10 protein-coding genes are annotated in these 17,058 nt (G+C 55.3%); 1 reads left to right on the top strand and 9 read right to left on the bottom strand.

Features of this window, described 5'->3' with window-relative positions:
- Positions 1–12: 12 nt before the first annotated feature.
- From Dvar_RS22625 to Dvar_RS22595, 7 genes are all read right to left on the bottom strand, one after another.
- The gene (locus Dvar_RS22625) at positions 13–1,257 is read right to left on the bottom strand and encodes a glycosyltransferase family 4 protein (RefSeq protein WP_419655395.1); all 1,245 of its coding nucleotides are present in this window, start codon (positions 1,255–1,257) and stop codon (positions 13–15) included.
- 12 nt (positions 1,258–1,269) lie between these two features.
- The gene (locus tag Dvar_RS22620) at positions 1,270–1,950 is read right to left on the bottom strand and encodes a transglutaminase-like domain-containing protein (RefSeq protein ID WP_419655394.1); all 681 of its coding nucleotides are present in this window, start codon (positions 1,948–1,950) and stop codon (positions 1,270–1,272) included.
- A gap of 57 nt (positions 1,951–2,007) precedes the next feature.
- On the bottom strand, positions 2,008–3,198 hold the full coding sequence (locus tag Dvar_RS22615; RefSeq protein WP_419655393.1) for a CNNM domain-containing protein: 1,191 nt from the start codon (positions 3,196–3,198) through the stop codon (positions 2,008–2,010).
- Positions 3,199–3,272: 74 nt separating this feature from the next.
- Positions 3,273–4,277 carry an NAD-dependent epimerase/dehydratase family protein gene (locus tag Dvar_RS22610; protein ID WP_419655392.1) on the bottom strand — a complete coding sequence of 335 codons (1,005 nt, stop codon included), beginning with the start codon at positions 4,275–4,277 and terminating at the stop codon, positions 3,273–3,275.
- A complete protein-coding gene (locus Dvar_RS22605; RefSeq protein WP_419655391.1) occupies positions 4,277–5,932 on the bottom strand; it encodes a fatty acid CoA ligase family protein in 1,656 nt (551 codons plus the stop codon). Before Dvar_RS22605 ends, Dvar_RS22610 begins: the two co-directional genes overlap by 1 nt.
- 50 nt (positions 5,933–5,982) lie before the next feature.
- Entirely contained in the window at positions 5,983–6,894 is a 912-nt protein-coding gene (locus tag Dvar_RS22600; protein WP_419655390.1) for an alpha/beta fold hydrolase, read from the bottom strand.
- On the bottom strand, positions 6,891–13,973 hold the full coding sequence (locus Dvar_RS22595) for a beta-ketoacyl synthase N-terminal-like domain-containing protein (protein WP_419655389.1): 7,083 nt from the start codon (positions 13,971–13,973) through the stop codon (positions 6,891–6,893). The genes Dvar_RS22600 and Dvar_RS22595 overlap by 4 nt, the downstream gene beginning before the upstream one ends.
- Before the next feature lie 259 nt (positions 13,974–14,232).
- Between Dvar_RS22595 and Dvar_RS22590 the strand changes: the two genes are divergently transcribed.
- Positions 14,233–15,138 carry a universal stress protein gene (locus Dvar_RS22590; protein ID WP_419655388.1) on the top strand — a complete coding sequence of 302 codons (906 nt, stop codon included), beginning with the start codon at positions 14,233–14,235 and terminating at the stop codon, positions 15,136–15,138.
- A gap of 13 nt (positions 15,139–15,151) precedes the next feature.
- On the opposite strand, the gene Dvar_RS22585 is transcribed toward Dvar_RS22590, so the two are convergent.
- Both Dvar_RS22585 and Dvar_RS22580 read right to left on the bottom strand, forming a co-directional pair.
- Positions 15,152–15,541 carry a hypothetical protein gene (locus Dvar_RS22585; RefSeq protein WP_419655387.1) on the bottom strand — a complete coding sequence of 130 codons (390 nt, stop codon included), beginning with the start codon at positions 15,539–15,541 and terminating at the stop codon, positions 15,152–15,154.
- Between the two features lie 218 nt (positions 15,542–15,759).
- Entirely contained in the window at positions 15,760–16,929 is a 1,170-nt protein-coding gene (locus Dvar_RS22580) for an MFS transporter (protein ID WP_419655386.1), read from the bottom strand.
- Positions 16,930–17,058: the final 129 nt, after the last annotated feature.

The following is a 17,058-nucleotide window of genomic DNA, read 5'->3' as shown; positions in this document are numbered from 1 at the left end:
TGCGCCGTGGTTTTATCCAGGCCGTGTACAAGCATGATAGACCGCTTGGACGCGTGCGAATACCCCCTTCCACGAAAACCGATCCAAAAGATCGGCAACAGCCGACAACTTGATCTGCGGATCACGCACGGCCGCCAGGATCTGGTTTTGGATTGCGTCCTGCAGCGCTGTTTCAAAGGCTTTCTCATCCGCTTTGACGGGCTTGTCTACATCAATCAAACGCGGCGTGGCAACCAGTTCGATAAAATCCGTTTGATGATTCCCCAGAATTTCGGTCACACCGGGCAAATCGGTGGTAATGACCCGGCAGCCGCTGGCCAAAGCCTCCAGGACGACCAGCGGTAATCCTTCAAAAAAGGAAGGCAGTACAAACAGGTGGGCGTTTTGCATCAGCTTGGCCAGTCGCATTTGAGGCACCATGCCGTGAGCCGTTACCCGATCTCCAAGTCCCTGGGCCAGTTCCAGGCATTCCGCTTTTTCCGCACCGCTGCCGCCCCCCACCAGATCAAGCTTCCAGTCCGGCGCATCGATGCGCGACAAGGCGCCCAGCATCCAGGGCACCCCTTTGGCGCGGCTCAATTTGCCGGCATAGACAATCCTTACCGGTGGTGGATTCGATTTGGGTGCCCACTGAAAGTGCTGATCATGATACCCCGCGCCAACCACATGAACCCTCTCGTCCTTGAGGCCGTACAGATCCATAATGGTCTTTTTTTGTGCCTTGCTCAGCGCCATCACCGCATCAATGTGCCGGCAACCTTTTAACACCCGGGATTGAAGGTGCCGGCAGTTTTGAAACTGCCGCAGATCGGATCCGTGGCAGGTGGTCACCAGGGGAATCGTCGGAAACAATTGCCGTGTCAATGACGTGACGAGCCACAGATGGTGACTGTGGATCATATCAGGCTTGAATTGTTTTACCGTTTCGGTCAGGTGGAGGGTAAATGCAGCCTCATATTGAGCCAGCTGGTCCATTGAAAGGTCGCAGAACCGGTTGCTTTCGTAGGGCATCACATCGCTCATGCCTACGATGGTGAACGGGACATCGGTTTTCCCGAAACTTAGGTACCGGCAGTGATCACCATCGATGCAATCCAGACGGGGAATCCGTTTTTCCTCAACCCCGGCGATCAGAAAATTGCTGTATCCTTTCTTGGCGGATTCATTCAGCATGGCCTGGATGTAAATGCCACTGCCGGTGGAATCCGGACGCTGACTGAGCACATGCAGAATTTTTAACGGCTGCTTGAAAACCATGGTAAACCGTTTCTAACTGGTGGAGGAAGGCGGGTTTTCCGCTTTCGCATCCTGATCAAAGTCACTGGATGTCAAATCGTTCATTGGCATATAGTTGCGTTCAAACGTCGCCCGGATACGGTCAATGGGGGCATCGCTAAATTCACCGCGATAGTCGATATACTCCATGTGCGCGTTCCCCAAAAGATCGAAGGGCTGGAACAGGGAATCGCTTATCCCGTCAAATTCAAGCGGTTTGAGTTTAAAACGCTCGCATAATTCAATGTTGAAGGCAGGCGTGGCCTTGACCCATTTCCCGTCGATGAGAATGGTGGTGTAGCCATGCCAATAAAAGACATCCGTATTCATGACCTTTTTTAGCCTTGCGGTGGTGAGGTGGTTTTTGACATCGGCAAACCCCAGTCCGGCCGGGATGCCCATGACCCGGCAGCATGTGGCCAGCAGCACGGCTTTGGGCACACACCAGGCCCGTCCAGCGGCCAGGGTGCGGCTGGCCCGCATCCCGTCGACGGTCAAATCAACCGTATAGGGATCATAGCGGATGCCGTCGCGAACAGCATAATAAAGCCGCACGGCCTGCTCCCGCACCGATGCGAGGCCATCGGCATGGGTGTGGGCAAAGGCGCTCACACTGGGGGTGTGGCCATCCATCACCGGTGTAAACTGCAAAAATTTAGAAAATTCAGTATGCATTGTTTGTCCCAATCGCGGCATTGTCATTGAAAAATTCAAAACCAATGGGGCCAGGTATCATTCAGATTCAGATGTCACCTCAAGCCCCAATGACCGAATTCGCCTGGACCATTGCTGTCTGGCCAAGGCACGCATGTCTTCAACCGTATCCAGTTCATCCACAATTTCCAGCCCTAGCAGTGTCTCCACAACATCTTCCAATGTCACAATGCCTTTGGTTCCCCCGAAATCATCGACAACCAGGACCATGTGCTGGCGATGATTCAAAAAAAAGGACAAGAGTTCGGATAATTTCATGTCCCCGGGTACGGGAAACAGTTTTCGCTTGAGTGTTTCCAGTAAACGGTTGTCCTTTTGCATGGCCTTGGATAGTAACAGTTCATCACGGAGGATAAAGCCGGTAATATGGTCAATGTCCTGGCGATACAAGGGCAGTCGTGAAAAAGGTGTCTTTTGGCTGGTTTCCAGTGCCTGGGCAACGGTCAAGTCTTCGGGAAAGGCCTGGATGACCGTGCGAGGGGTCATGATATCCTTGGCTTGCAATGATCCAAAGCGAAACAGGTTGCTGATAATTCTGGATTCCTGTTCGTTGATCTGGCCGCTGCGTTGCCCCAGGCCAGCCATGGCGATGAACTCATCCCGATTGAATCCGTGGGGCTGTTTTCCCCGCCCAATCAACCGGGTCAGGGTTTCGGAAATGATGATCAACGGAAACAAAACCCAGGTCAGGAATCGAACAAAGCGCGCCATGAGCCCAGCCAGAGATCGCCAGTAGACTGCCCCGATGGTTTTAGGGATGATTTCAGACAAAAACAGGATCATCAGGGTCATCAGGGCCGAAAACAGGCCGAACCAGGCACTGCCGAAAACCACGGTTGCCTTGGCTCCCGAACCAATGGCCCCCACCGTATGGGCGATGGTGTTCAAGGTCAAGATGGCGGCCAGAGACCGATCCACATTGTCCTGTTTGAGCGTTTTCAAAAGCTTAGCCAGCTTGGGATTTGTGGTCTTCATGCCGGCGATAAAAGCGGGGGTTATGCTCAAAAGCACCGCTTCGGCCACGCTGCACAAAAAAGAGAAAACCAGCGCCAGCAGCACATAGGCGATCAATACAATCACATCCGTTTGGGTAAACCCAGCGACTGACGCACTGCCTGATGGCGTCAAGGCTGCAGCATGCGTCCCGGATTCAGCAAACAGGATCACAATGATCACCAGCCAGCGAATGGATTTCTTGAAAGGCTTCATTTAATTGTCCGGATTTATGTGATTTATCACTTATGATTGATCTATCGGCGCCGTGATCCGGGACTTGAGGCGGGTTACGGTCCGTTGCTACCAGCCAGCCATTCTTTCAACCGGCGCATGCCTTCATCAATGGAAATCAACGCTTCATATCCCAGGTCGCGTTTGGCCGCCGAGATATCAAACCAGTGACTCGTGGACAGTTCGCGGGCGACGAAGCGGGTCATGCGGGGTTCACCGGAAAGCCCCAAGCTGCGGTAACACCATTCCATAACCGTTCCAATGGCATACGCCAGGCGTGGTGAAATGCGCCGTGTCACCGGCGGGCAGCCACCGGCTTCAAGAATCCGATTGACCATTGCCCATAATAAAATGGGATCATCGTCGCTGATAAAATAGACCTGGCCGGATAGGGACGGTTTTTTTTCCAAGGCCTGCATGGCCAGTATGTGGGCCCGGGCCGCATTGTCGATATAGATGGTATCCACACGATTGTTCCCGTCGCCCACCTGGCGCAAGGAGCTGGCCCTTTCAATAATGCGCGGCACCAGGTGGTTGTCCTCGGGGCCCCAGATCAGATGCGGACGAAGAACAATCGTTTTCAACGATTTGCCGGCCGCAGCGATGATGCGCCGTTCAGCCATGGCTTTGGTCTGCGGGTAGGGCGCATGATAATGATCCGGGTAGGGGACGGATTCATCGATCCCTTGCATATCCGAGCCATTAAACACAACACTGGGGCTGCTGGTATAGATCAACATGGGAACGCGGCAGGATTGGCAAGCAGTGATGACATGGTTGGTACCGGTCACATTGACTTGGTAGTAGTCATCAAAATTCCCCCATACACCCGCTTTGGCAGCCACATGAAACACCACATCCATACCCCGTACCGCGTCCTTGACCGACCCGGCGTTGGTCAGATCACCGTAAAGCTGTTTGACCCCGACAGTGTCTAACTGCGAATGGTGAGTGCGTGAAAAGCTGGTGACATGGTGGCCTTGATCGATCAATTGGCGGACAATGGCCTGGCCGAGGAATCCGCCGCCACCGGTAACTAAAATTTTTTTTTGTTCATTCATTATTTCTTTATCTGTTTTTCCGCCCATACCGCCAGATTCTCCCTGAAAATTTTGGAGTTGTGGCGAATATCCACGGGAAACGCCCGGTGAAAAAGGATTATATCAATATCTTCCGTCATTGGACTCTCGCCGGCTAAGGCCAGCAATTCCTGTTTCAGCGCCGAATTATCTTTCGGGGGGGCATTGGCCTCCAGTTCAATGCAGATTACCGGCTGCTGATCACCGGCAGGGCCAACCCCCACCAATGCACTGCGAAACACATGGGGATGGTTGTTAAAGATGGCCTCACAGGGAATGGTAAAAAGGGTCTTGCCTTTTGTTACCACCCGATGATTTTTACGACCACAGAACCAGATCCGGCCTTTCTTGTCCATCCAGCCCAGATCCCCCATGCGATGCCAAAACGCATTGCCATCAGCGATTTTGGAGAGTGCATCATCTTTGGGTCTTTCAAAATAGCCGCGGGTCACTTGATTGCCCTGGACGATAATTTCACCGGTTTCGCCGTCCGGAACCAAAAGGTCGTCACTGTATGCGGCAATGGGGGTGTCGGTGATGCGAATAATACGCACCCGGGTGCCGGTAATGGGATGTCCCACACACATGCCGAACCCCTGTTCGCTCAATTTTCGCGTTTCATTAAAAATGGCGTCACTATTGAAGGTGCTTACCGGCATGGCCTCGGTCGCACCGTAACCGGAATGCACCTGGGCGTCACCCACAAGCATGGCACTGAATTGTTCCATGTTGGCCGGGGTGACCGGTGCGCCGGCGGAAATGATACGCTTCAACGTAGGCATTTTGATGCCTTGTTCTTTGCCGAAACGCCCCACCCGGTTGAGCAGGGCAGGCGAGGCAAACATGTTGGTAACGCCGTGATTGACAATGGCTTCGATAATCCTTTGCGGATTGACCTGGGCCGGCTTGGTCGGGTCCATGTCCGGAATGATGGCCGTCATGCCAAGGGCAGGATCGAAAAGCGCAAACAAAGGAAACGTCGGCAAATCGATTTCATCGGGCGTGATACCGAATTGTTCACGGATGGTTTGTACCTGGGCATCGAATACACCATGGGTGTAATACACCCCTTTGGCCGGGCCGGTGCTGCCGGTGGTGAAAAGGATGGCCGCGATTTCATCGCTGCGGGTGTCGGCAATGCGGTAGGGTTCCCACGGGCGGCTACGGATCTGCCGGAGGGTGGCGCCCCTCCAGAACCAGCGAGGGCCCACGGTAATCGGCGTCTGGACATGCTTGAAATACCGGGACGCCAGGGTGCGCAGAACATGGGCCGGCGGGATGCCGATCAATGCCTGGGCCCGGCTTTCGCGAAGGCAGCTCAGCATCCGTCCGACACCCATTCCCGGATCGACCACCACTGGTACGGCGCCCACTTTGAACAGGGCAAACACCAGAGCAAAAAAATCAAGGCTGGGCTTAACCATCAAAATGGTGCGGATACCACGACGAATACCGGATTCCTCGAGCCCGGTGGCGATACAATCCGATTCGATGTCCAGTTGTTTGAATGTCAGGTGGGTATAGGCCACCCGTCCTTCCTGGTCTCGTCCGCACGGACAGACAACAGCCCGTTTGTAGGGTTGTAGACGGGCCATGTCCCGTAAATGGGTCGCTACGTTAACGATCGGCTGCTCCATATTATTTTTTTAAAGTATTCGATTAGATTATTTAATTTAACTATCAGTTATTAAACGTTGTATTTATTTATAAAATTGTTCACCTGCCTGATGATCCGGTCGGGCACGTCTTCAAAAAGATAATGGCCGGCATCGTTCCACAAATGGGCCTCGGCGCGGGGAAACCGCCGGCGCCACTCATTGTAATAGTCCACATCGAAAACAAAATCGTGTCGTCCCCAGAGAATCAGCATGGGCAGGTGGGCCAACCCTTCCAGCCGGCGCTGCGTCCGGCTGACGATTTCGTATCCTGGATCACCGGGCACAAGGGGAATGTCCTGGACAAAGCGCAGCGTGGCCAGCCGATTGCGTGGGCAATGATAAGGGGCCAGCAGTCCCCTTTTGGCGGATGGTGATAGCCGTTTATGGGGCGCCATATAAACGGCCCCACGGGCAAAAAGGTTGCCATGCAAAACCGCCGGTGTGGCAAACCCGCTAAGGTTGCGGATAATCCACAAGCGCCAGGGAATCGATTTTTGGCCGGGGGGGAAAAAGGCCGCCGTATTGGTAATCACCAGCCGGGCAATCCGGTGGGCATTGGCGACCGCCCAGGCCATGGCGATCATGCCGCCCCAGTCGTGCACCACAAGGGTGATCCGATCCAGGCCCAGGTGATCCATCAGGGCGCCGAAATCCGCCACGCGACGTTCCAGACGAAAATCATAGGCCTGGTCATCGGGTTTGTCGGACAGGCCGCAACCCATGTGATCCGGTGCAATGGTCCGGTACTGCGGGGACAGCGCACCAATCAACCGGCGAAAGTAAAAGGACCAGGTCGGGTTACCGTGGACCATGACCACCGGGTTGCCACTGCCCTCGTCCACGTAGTGATAGCGAAGATCGCCCAACGCCAAAAAATGGGATTGGAACGGGTAGTGGGGGCGGTAATCATCAGGATTGATCGGTTTGCCGGAATCTGTCATATGTCGCCATTATCAGCCGCTGGGACCAGGGCCAGTTCAAAATTTTGCATTTTATAAATGGGCAGGCCGTCCACACTGAGCAGGCCGTCCGCCCGCAGCATGGGGGACGCGCCAGATTCAATATGGGTAATGACGGCTTCAACGACCACCGTATTGTTCTTTTGGATAATTTGACCGCGATAGTCCCATGTGTGCCGACTGCCTTCAGCGATGCGGAAACGATGGGACCGAGCGAGTTCGGGCCAGCGCTCCATGGCCATGGTCTTCATCAATTGCAGGAATGATTCCAGTCCAAGCGAGCCGGGGCAGACCGGATCCTGATAAAAATGCGCCTTGAAAAACCATTCCCCGGGATCCACCGGTTTGATGCCCCGGATATACCCCAGACCTGCCGGACCGCCGTCAGGAATCAGCGCATCGATACGATCGACCATGAGCAGCGCCTTGCCGGGCAGGCGCAGTGGGGCACCGGATACGGGTTTCCCTTGAGCCGCTTGAGGCGTGAGGGGTTCGGTCAGGTCAAGAACACGGCCGCCCGATGTGGTGCCGGCATAGGGCTGCATGATCTTGACCATGGGATCACCTGCACCCAGCCCTTTTTGCTGGCCCAGGGCCGGTGCGGAAAAGAACCCAAAATAGGTATCACCGGTATAAATCGGCGTATTTCCACTCAAAACTTCGAAATCGAAATTTTCGATGATCATTTCCGCTGCTTCGCTGACTTTGGTCATGCGGCAACGCATGGTAAGGGTGCCGCTGTCCGGAAGCACCTGTCGATGCAGGACCGCGCCGCCCCCCAAGTTGCGGAATTTCAGATCCTGCTGGCTGCGCAGGGCCGACCCCACATAGGCGGCCAGCCAGCCGCAGGGCTGCAGGGCGATTTCAAGCAGAACGCAAAAGGGCATCACCCCACTGTGATCCGCATCGAAATACCATTCGGTCGGCGGAATATCGTACTGGGCCGTGATCCAGCCGTCGGGTTTGAGCTCCCAGGCCGGTGGTTCCACCTGGATGACCCGGTCCATGAAACAATAGGGCGGGCCGGGCAAGCGGGCAATGGTACGCTTCTCGTCAAAAACGCGGTACGGCTCACCAAAGGCTTCAGAAGGCTTGCCCACGGAAAAGGCCAGGATGGATTCCCGGTCATAAAGCACGCTTGATGAGGGGACAAGGCCTTGCTGCCGGTGCCAGACCGTCTCAATATCCCGGCGCGTCGCTCCGGTCATTTTCATGGACATGTCCTTGAAAAAAACGATTGCACGTCCATCACCGAACATGTGCGCATCGGCGATCACGTAAGGTTCCGGATCATAGCCGATTTCACTGATCTGGATTTCGTAATGCACATGACGCGTTTTGGGCGTCACGGGTCCGCGGCATTTGAGCCGTGCGCCATTGCCGATCACCGGCTCGTAGCATACCCCCGGTTTGTCGGTGACCCAGCCCATGCGCTGCAAAAATACGCGCAGGGTGTGGGCGCAGCATTCATACATCAATGTGCCGGGCATGACCATATCATCCACGAAATGGCAGGTCAGGAACCAGTCCTCGGGATGAATGTCCGCCTCGGCACGGATCAACCCCAACCCGTAACGACCACCGCTTGGATCCAGATCAACAATGCGGTGAATCAGACGCATGCGACCGCCTGGCAACCAAAGGGACTGCGCCAGATCAATGCCGGCGAAACGCTCACCAAAACAGGCCGCCAGATCCCCGCGCCGTAACGCGTCAACCTGGGCGTCATTGTAAGTCTCCCGGGTCATGGGCACGAGCGGCTGCCAATCGGCGGGTACGGTTCCGGCCATGGGCGCGCGCTCGGCTTCGGTAAGGATGATGCCGCCGGAGGCCAGGACTTCCTCCTCGGTGAAAAAACCGGCACACCCATCACGCATGGTGATCAAATGCTCGCCGCCGATATAGCCCTCAAAACGGAAGAAAAACATCCAGGTGTCACCCTGGCGCACGAAGCGGTCGATGGCGATTTCATAGCGAATCGTATCGCCCGGTTGGGGCAGCCCCCGGTGGAAGGTGACCACCGCATCGAGCAGGCGATAGGCGCGCTGTCCCTTGACCTGATGATCAATGCCCAGATAGCTGCACATGAAAAGATCGGCCTGGCCGGCCTCCACGCTGATGCAAACCGGTGCACGATTACCGTCCAGGTACCAGGCATCGGGCTTTACATCATGTTCGGTTACGACCTGTCCGGCGCCCATGGAAAGCATTTCCCCCTCCACGGAGATGATCCGGTCCACCAGCATCAGCGGCTCATCAGGAAGACGCACCCGCACACGGTAGGTATCCACCACATCAAAAGCCGGGCCAAGCATGCGGCCGACACTGCCGATGGCGAACTCCATGCACATGTCACGGTCAAAGGCCACTTCAGGGGCAGGGGGGCTCGGCGTTGTGTGCTGCTGAGCCAGGGGCGGCGGCGAGACCGGTGATGCCTTGTCAACCGCGTCGGATGGAATCCGTGCACCCAATCCCAACAAACGATTTTGCAGGTCAAACAGGCTGGCATAGTTTTCAGTCAGCTCTTGGGACAGGTCCAGAAACTGCTCATGGGCACTGGCCGTGGCTTCCATGGTCTGACGGGCGGTATCCAAAAGGGATGACATGATCGTGTCTGTTGATGGTTCGGGATCCGTCGGCGGGCTGTCGGGTGGCATAGTCGTGGATGCCTTGGGCTTGCCCGACTGTTGTTCAAGCTCAGATGCAAAAACCGGTGGTGACGCCGCTTTGGGTTTGGCCGGTGGGGGAACCGGTGTAAGGGGGTGTCCGCCAATGGGTACCGATACGACAGACGCAGATGGATGGGCCGGTTCCTGTTCAGCCGTCACTGTGTCGGCATACAGGGCGGAAAGATCAAGGGGCACACGCTCGGCAACCAACCGCGCCAGCGCGCTGAGCAGACTGGTGGTCTCATCATCCGCGCTGTGGTTGACAGCCACGGCCAGATGCGGCCTACCTTCCAGAATGCGGTCGATCATCCGTGTACAAGAGGATCGTGGACCCGCTTCGACGAAGATGCGAATGCCGTCATCCCAGGCCTGCTCGATAGTACAGGGAAAGTCAAATCCTTCAATGGCCTGCTTTTGAATTGAATCGGCGGCTGCCTCCATTGAAACCGGGTAGGCTTCACCCCGGCTGCAACTATAGATGGTCAATCCGGCCTTGGGCGTGGTCGGAAAAAGATGCAGATCCCGGTATGCTTCGGCCACCGGCTTGGCCGCATCACAGTGTACCGTCACCACGCCGTCCAGATAGACCGCCTGACATCCCAACGCCTTAATGGTTTGCGTAACGCTTGTTTCCAACCCGCCGATCACACATTCATCCGGTGTATTGACAATCAACAGACGCACATAAGGATTTTTATCGATCATGCCACGCACCGTATCGGCAGGCCGATTGACTACGGCCACCCGCCATCGAATCGGTTGGTCGTCCGGCACCTGCCAGGCCTGACGCAGGGATTCACACGGCCCGCCCAGTGCTTTGCTGAACAGGTCTCCGGTCTGCATTCGACGGAGCATGGCGCCGCGGTCCGGCCAGATGCCATGGGCGAACAGCCCGGCCGACTCGCCCAGGCTATAACCGATAATAGCATCTGTAGGAACGGCGAACTGCTTTAAAATGCGGGTCATCAGGTCACCGAACAGCACCTGAGCAAAAATCATGTTCAACGGATCAGATTTAAGCCGCAAAAGGGCCTCGGCTTCCCATCCGGTATCCCAGGCTGTATTCCAGGGGGTCAGTATCCAGGGCCTTACCTGGGTTTGAAGCTGGTCCGTGTCACGGTCCATGCCATCAACAATATCAGGAAAGCGCAGGGCGAGCTCACGTCCCATACCCAAATAATGGTTGCCGGATCCCGGGTAGACCATGGCAATGCGAGCGCTGGCACCCATGGGATGACTGCTGTAAAAAACGGCCTTGGACCGTGGATCGGAAGCACCGGATTGTACGGCAAGGCGTGCTTCACGCAGGACGGCTTGCCACTCGGCAGTGGACTTTAAGACCAGCGCCACAGCCAGATTGGCCTCGGATACCAGGGGATGGTGGTTCATCCAGTGCCCGGCGCTGACAGGCAAGGGGCACTGACCCTGGTCTTGATCAGATTGCAAAAAAGCATCCAGGTCATCAAGGCCTACGAGCAGTTGTTCGGGTGTATTGCCAAAAATGACAAACAATGCACTTTGTGGTGCGCCATCATGGCTGTGTCTGGCAACGGTAATGGCGGGCGCGTCCTCGTCTTCCTGAAGCAGTACATGGCTACAGGTTCCGTCGCTGGTGATGGCAGCGTTTAATGCCGTTCGCGGCCCACGCTTTCGATCGCGATACCAGGGCTGGGCCTGACGGGGCATGTGAAAGGGAAAGGAACCCTCCAGGCCTGCGGGTAGCCGGGTATAGCCGGGCAGGGCCGGCAATATCCGCCGATGCAGGCACCAGGCGGTTTTGGCCAGGGCAATCAATCCGTCAGCCGCCCCGGTGTGCCCGCAGATGGGGGTGGTGGCGCCCAGGGCAATAGGCGGCAGTGCAGCGCCGCGTCTTTTAGGGTCGCCAAAAAAATCGGTCAATGCGGCAAGCTCGGCCCGGTCCTGGGCCGGCACACCCGCGCCATGGGCATCCACATAGGAAACCGCATCCATGGGCACATCACTCCGGTCAAAACAACTGACCAGGGAGCGACAATAGGTTGCCGGATCAACCGTTTCACCGGTCGGGTCACTGCCGCTGGCACTGCCGATGCCGCGGATCACCGCATAGATGCGATCTTTGTCATGACGGGCCTGCGCAAGGCGTTTTAGCACCAAAGCGGCGGCACCATCGCCAGGCAGCGTACCATCGGCCGCATCGTTAAAAGGACAAATGCGATTACTGGAAGAAAGTGGCATCAATTGGTTCAGGCGCGTGACACTGCGTCCGTCGGCGCCCAGGTCCACCGCCCCGACCAGCATGGCGTCAACCGCATTTTGTCGCAACAGATCCATGGCAATGCCAAGGGCGTGGATTCCCGAGGCGGTATCGTCCGACACCACGAAACTGGGCCCGCCAAAACGGAATTCACGGGCCATGCGGCTGGCTACGACTCCGCCCAGCGCACCCAGCACCCGTGGGGCGGTGAGTGGCGGACCACATCCATCACGCAGGCTTTCCAGCCATGCTTTTAGCTCGACATCATCCAACTCCAAAGCGTATTCACGATTCCAACGTTCCACCGCCTGGGCCAACTGCCAGCGCAGATGAAAATTGGTGGCTTCAAAATCAAAGCTGATCCCCATGACCACGCCCATGCGTTCCCGGTGCTGACGCAGCGGCAAACCGGCATCGGCCATGGCACCGGCACCGACCTTCAGGGCCAACAGTTGCTGAGGCAAAATGTCTTTGATTTCATTGGGCGGAATCTGGAATTCCCCGATTTTTAGAACCAGATTGTCGATAAAGGCACCTTGGGGATTGACGGATGCCAGTATGTCTTTAAATACCTCATCCGCGCCTTTCCAGCGATTTCCAGGGCGATCGTTTAACGGCGGTTCTCCAGCGAACACCGCACGGGTAAAATCGTTGAAGTCTTTGAGCGGACCGGCAACCCCATCCATACCGACGATGGCGATGGGCTCCGGCGGGGCGTGTTGGGGGTTGCCCTCGATGGTAATGGGCTCAGGCGCGCAGGATAATTTTTCTGATTTTCCAGTTTTTTCTGGTTTTTCAGAAAAAAAGGCCGGCCATTCTTGGAAAAGGATATGGGCGTTGATGCCGCCAAAGCCGAACGCACTCACCGCGGCTCGCCGCAGGCGATCCGCATCCGCGGGTTCCCAGGCAGACGGTGCGGTTTGCACCCTGAAGGGGCTGTTGTTAAGGGGGCTGTCGGACGGCGCTTGCTTAAAATTAATGGATGGCGGAAGCGTCTGGTGGTGCATGGCCAGAAGGGTTTTGATCATCCCGGCGGCCCCGGCTGCGGTAAGCAGGTGGCCGATCATGGATTTCACCGACCCGATCGCACAGCGCCCTGGGGCGCCGGTCTCGTCCTGCCACAGTTGGATCAGACTTTCGAGCTCGGTGGTGTCACCGGCCCGGGTGCCGGTGCCGTGACATTCGATCAGCTGAACATCCGATGGCCGCCAGCCCGCCTCACGGTAGGCCTGCTGCATGGCTCTGACCTGACCGGCGCGTTCCGGGGCCAGCAGGTTGCCGCGCATATCGTTGGACAGGCCGATACCATGAATGACGCCAAAGATATCATCCCCATGGGCCAGCGCGTCGTCAAGCCGTTTGAGTACCAGGATGCCCACCCCTTCACCCACCACCAAACCATCGGCATGACGGTCAAAGGGTGCACATCGTCCGGACCGGGAAAGCGCCTGCAGCTGGCTGAAACCGGTCTGGGTGTATAAACACTCCGGCCGCGAGACCCCACCGGTGACAACCATGTCGGCCCGCCCATCAATCAGTCGATCACAGGCAAGTTTAACGGCATAAATCGAGGACGCGCAGGCTGCATCCAAGGTGAAGCTGGTCCCTTTGAAGCCCATTTCTGCCGCCAGCAGCGTCGCGGGCAATCCATCCACCCGGCTGGCCAGGGCGTCGTTGCGGGTGACTGTCATCAATGGGGCCTTGTACTTTGGAAACAGCCGCGATTCGATAGCACGAGACAGTAACTGACGGGAAAATCGGGAGGCACTGTCCGTGGGCAGGGCAATGGCGGCCAGTATGGTATCCACACGGCAAGGATCGATCGGGTCGGTTACAGATCGTGTAGCGGCCCGTTTGCCGGCGGTGAGCGTCAATTGATGGACCGGATCCAGATGGCGCGTGAGATCTTGATCCAGTGTAAATGATGCAGGATCAAAAATGAAGTCATCAATCAAGCAGGCATGTTGGGAATAGGTTCGGTCAGGCACCAGATGGCGGCTGAGCCGATCCATGACCGGTGCGACCCAACGTTTGGGGGGGACGGGTACGGACTGATCGATTCCGCTGATGATGTTGTCCCAAAACACATCCAGATTGGACGCACCGGGAAAAATGCCGTCCATTGCAACAACGGCAATCAAAGGCTTTGATTTCATATGCGTGGAAATACGTTCTAAAAAAGGACCTGCTGCGGACCTTGAAACGGGTTAATGGTAACGAGCGTTGCCTGAATTCATTTATTCGTTTAATTAAAACTGTAAACATACCTGCTTGTTGCACCAAAGGCAATGGTCAATGCGGATTTCTTGCCAAACAATTGCTGTTGGTAATTGAAAGGGGATTTGCTTTGACAGTCATGGCTTGATGCCGGTATTGTTTAAACAGTGCCCACCTAAAAAATACAGGAGGTAAACCATGAAAATCCATTTTCAGCGTATTCTTTGCGCCACGGACCTCTCTGATTTTTCCAATTCAGCCGTCGTTCAAGCCATTGGTATGGCCAAGGAATTCGAAGCGATGCTGTATATCTGCCATGTGATTGATCTGCCCATGGTCAGTATGCATGGTGCTGCCTTTGTCTATCCGGAAGATCAAATCGAAGAAATGAAGACCGGCGCCCTTCAGCAAATCAAGGGGTTGGTGAAGGACACGGATATGCAATGGGAAGCGTTGGTTGAAACCGGTCCTGTGTCTAGTACGCTGTGCCGTCTGGCAAGCGAAAAGAAGGCCGACTTGGCAATTGTCGGCACCCATGGCCGCACTGGACTGAAACGGTTGTTTTTAGGATCCGTCACGGAACGACTGCTCAGAACCATTGCCTGCCCGCTTCTGGTGGTCACCGCACCCGAGAAACCGGCAACCGTTAAAGCGTCATTCAAAGGATTTGGTTTCAAGCAGATCCTGGTTGGCTGTGATTTCTCGGCTGACTCGAAACGAGCGATGGATTTTGGATTCAGTCTGGCACAGGAATTCGAAGCGGCCATCCATCTGGTGCATGTGGTTGAGCCGTTCGTCTATCGGGATACCACCGTGCCGGAGGCTGAAAAAACAGAAATCCTCGGTGATCTTGCCGCCGGATGCCGGGAGCGGCTGGAAGCCCTTGTGCCGCAAGAAGCCCATAACTGGTGTGAAATTCATATCGCCTGTGAGGCTGGCAAACCCTTTCAGGCGCTAAAAGCCTATGCTGATGCGCACCAGATCGATCTGATCGTATTGGGCGTACGCGGTCATTCTCTGGTAGAGACCATGTTTTTAGGATCGACAACCGACAGGGTTATTCGAGGCGTATCGTGTCCGGTTTTGTCGGTCTCCCCTCCGTGATGATCACAATGTATTATTGATGACTTTTTCTCCTGAACCACCGATAATGGGGGACGGTTTTCTTTTTCATCTTATTGCGTTGGGATGATTTTGAGGAAATTAACGCCAACATGGCTGCATGCGCCGTTTTTTTCATTGCCGGATTCTGGATATCGAGAAGAATGGCTTTTCTCCACTTAATCAGCGACCACAGCAGAATCATGATTGCAAAACCGCAAAAAAGAAGAAGATAGAGGGCCGTGTGAAGGGGAATGATGCTGGCAACTGCAAGAAATAAAACCGTAGCTGAGGCGGACCATACATAAATACGGATCTGGCCTGCAAGAAAATTGTGATTGATGATCGTCCAGATACTAGCCCTTTCCAAAACGGACTTGAATCTGGATGGTTCATTGCTGTTCATCGCAAACCTCCTTTGGTTATGTCATCGTAGAACCCCTCCTTTTCTCTCTCTTCTCAAGTGGTTGTTCCTATTGACACCCCGGTCGATCGCTTAACCCTTTAGCCTGTTTGACAATACTACAATAATTATAGATCCAGGGTGACGATATGTCAATTAATGAAGCGCTTTCAATTAATGTATTTCAATAATCCTCGTGCGATTGGTTAGTAAAGAGACGTTTATTTATCGTGAGGCAATTTGAGAACAAACGGTAAACCAATCAGACCAATCAGAGCAAAAAGGACAAACGTGGGTTTCAGGCCGATCAGATCGCCAAAAACGCCAACGATGACCACCACTGCCGATCGGGACAAAAAGGAGATCATCATGAACAGGCCGTTGGCCGCCGAAGGGCTGTGAGTGGCGTTTTCCTGGACCAGCGCCAGCATCACCGGCGTTGTGGACAAAAGCGTAAAGCCGGTCATTACCAGCATCACATAGGCGGCCCATCCCTTAACATAAACAAACAGCATCAAGGAGATCGGTGCGGCAATCAGTGACAGGCTTAACAGACGGCGACGGCCAAAGCGATCACTCAGCGTGCCGGCGACCATGACGCCAACCACGCCTGCACATTCGTAAATGGTCAGCCCGACTCCGGCCAGCCAGAGATTGTCGGTGGTCATCACAATAAAGGTGGGTAAGAAGGCCGCCATACAGCCATGCATGAAGCCTCTGGCAATCAGTATGCCGGTGATGGGCATTAAAATATGAGCCATTTGTCGCCAGGTGTCGATCAGCGGGACATGCGAGACCGCCGTGGATGTGACGGGCAGGTTGCGAGTGGTCATAAATAGCAGAATCGAGCAAAGAAAGCTGACCCCCATGACCGGATAAAACCCTTCAAGGCCCATCAGGGCGACGACACTCACCGCTGCCATAGGCCCCACCGCGCGTGCCGCTTCGCCGCCCACCATAAAAAAAGACATCCCCAGCCCTTTTTGGTTGCCGGACATGCGGGCCACCACCACTGGCGCGGGGACATGAAACACCGAGACGCTGACGCCGGCAAGAACCATGAGGACCAATAAAATGGCATAGGAAGGGGCAACACCGATCAGACTCATGGGCACGGCGGTCATTGCCGGTGCCATGACGAGAAACCAACGGACGCTGAGCCGGTCGGCAATGGAACCGATCCACGGGTTGATCAATGCCGGTAGCTGCATTACCGTAGATAAAAGACCCGCTTGTGTCAGTGTAAGAGATAGTTTTTCGATCAACAGGGGCAGCAATGGCGCCAAAAAACTCGAATAGATATCATGGACAAAATGACCGATGGACACGGCGATGACACCCGGCAGATTGAACCGGTTGGGCGTTGGCGTTCTTTTTGATTGTTCAATCATTGGCATAATGTCCACTTGACGATTGAAAAAGCAGGGCAACACGATACCCCAAACGAGCGCGAACTATAACCACCTGCGACGTCCTTGGTCAAGCCAAGGTATCGTATGGGGCAGGGTCACCGCATTCGG

The sequence above is a fragment of the Desulfosarcina variabilis str. Montpellier genome, assembly GCF_048565275.1.
Taxonomy (GTDB): domain Bacteria; phylum Desulfobacterota; class Desulfobacteria; order Desulfobacterales; family Desulfosarcinaceae; genus Desulfosarcina; species Desulfosarcina variabilis.
This window is presented reverse-complemented; position numbering and strand designations above follow the sequence as displayed.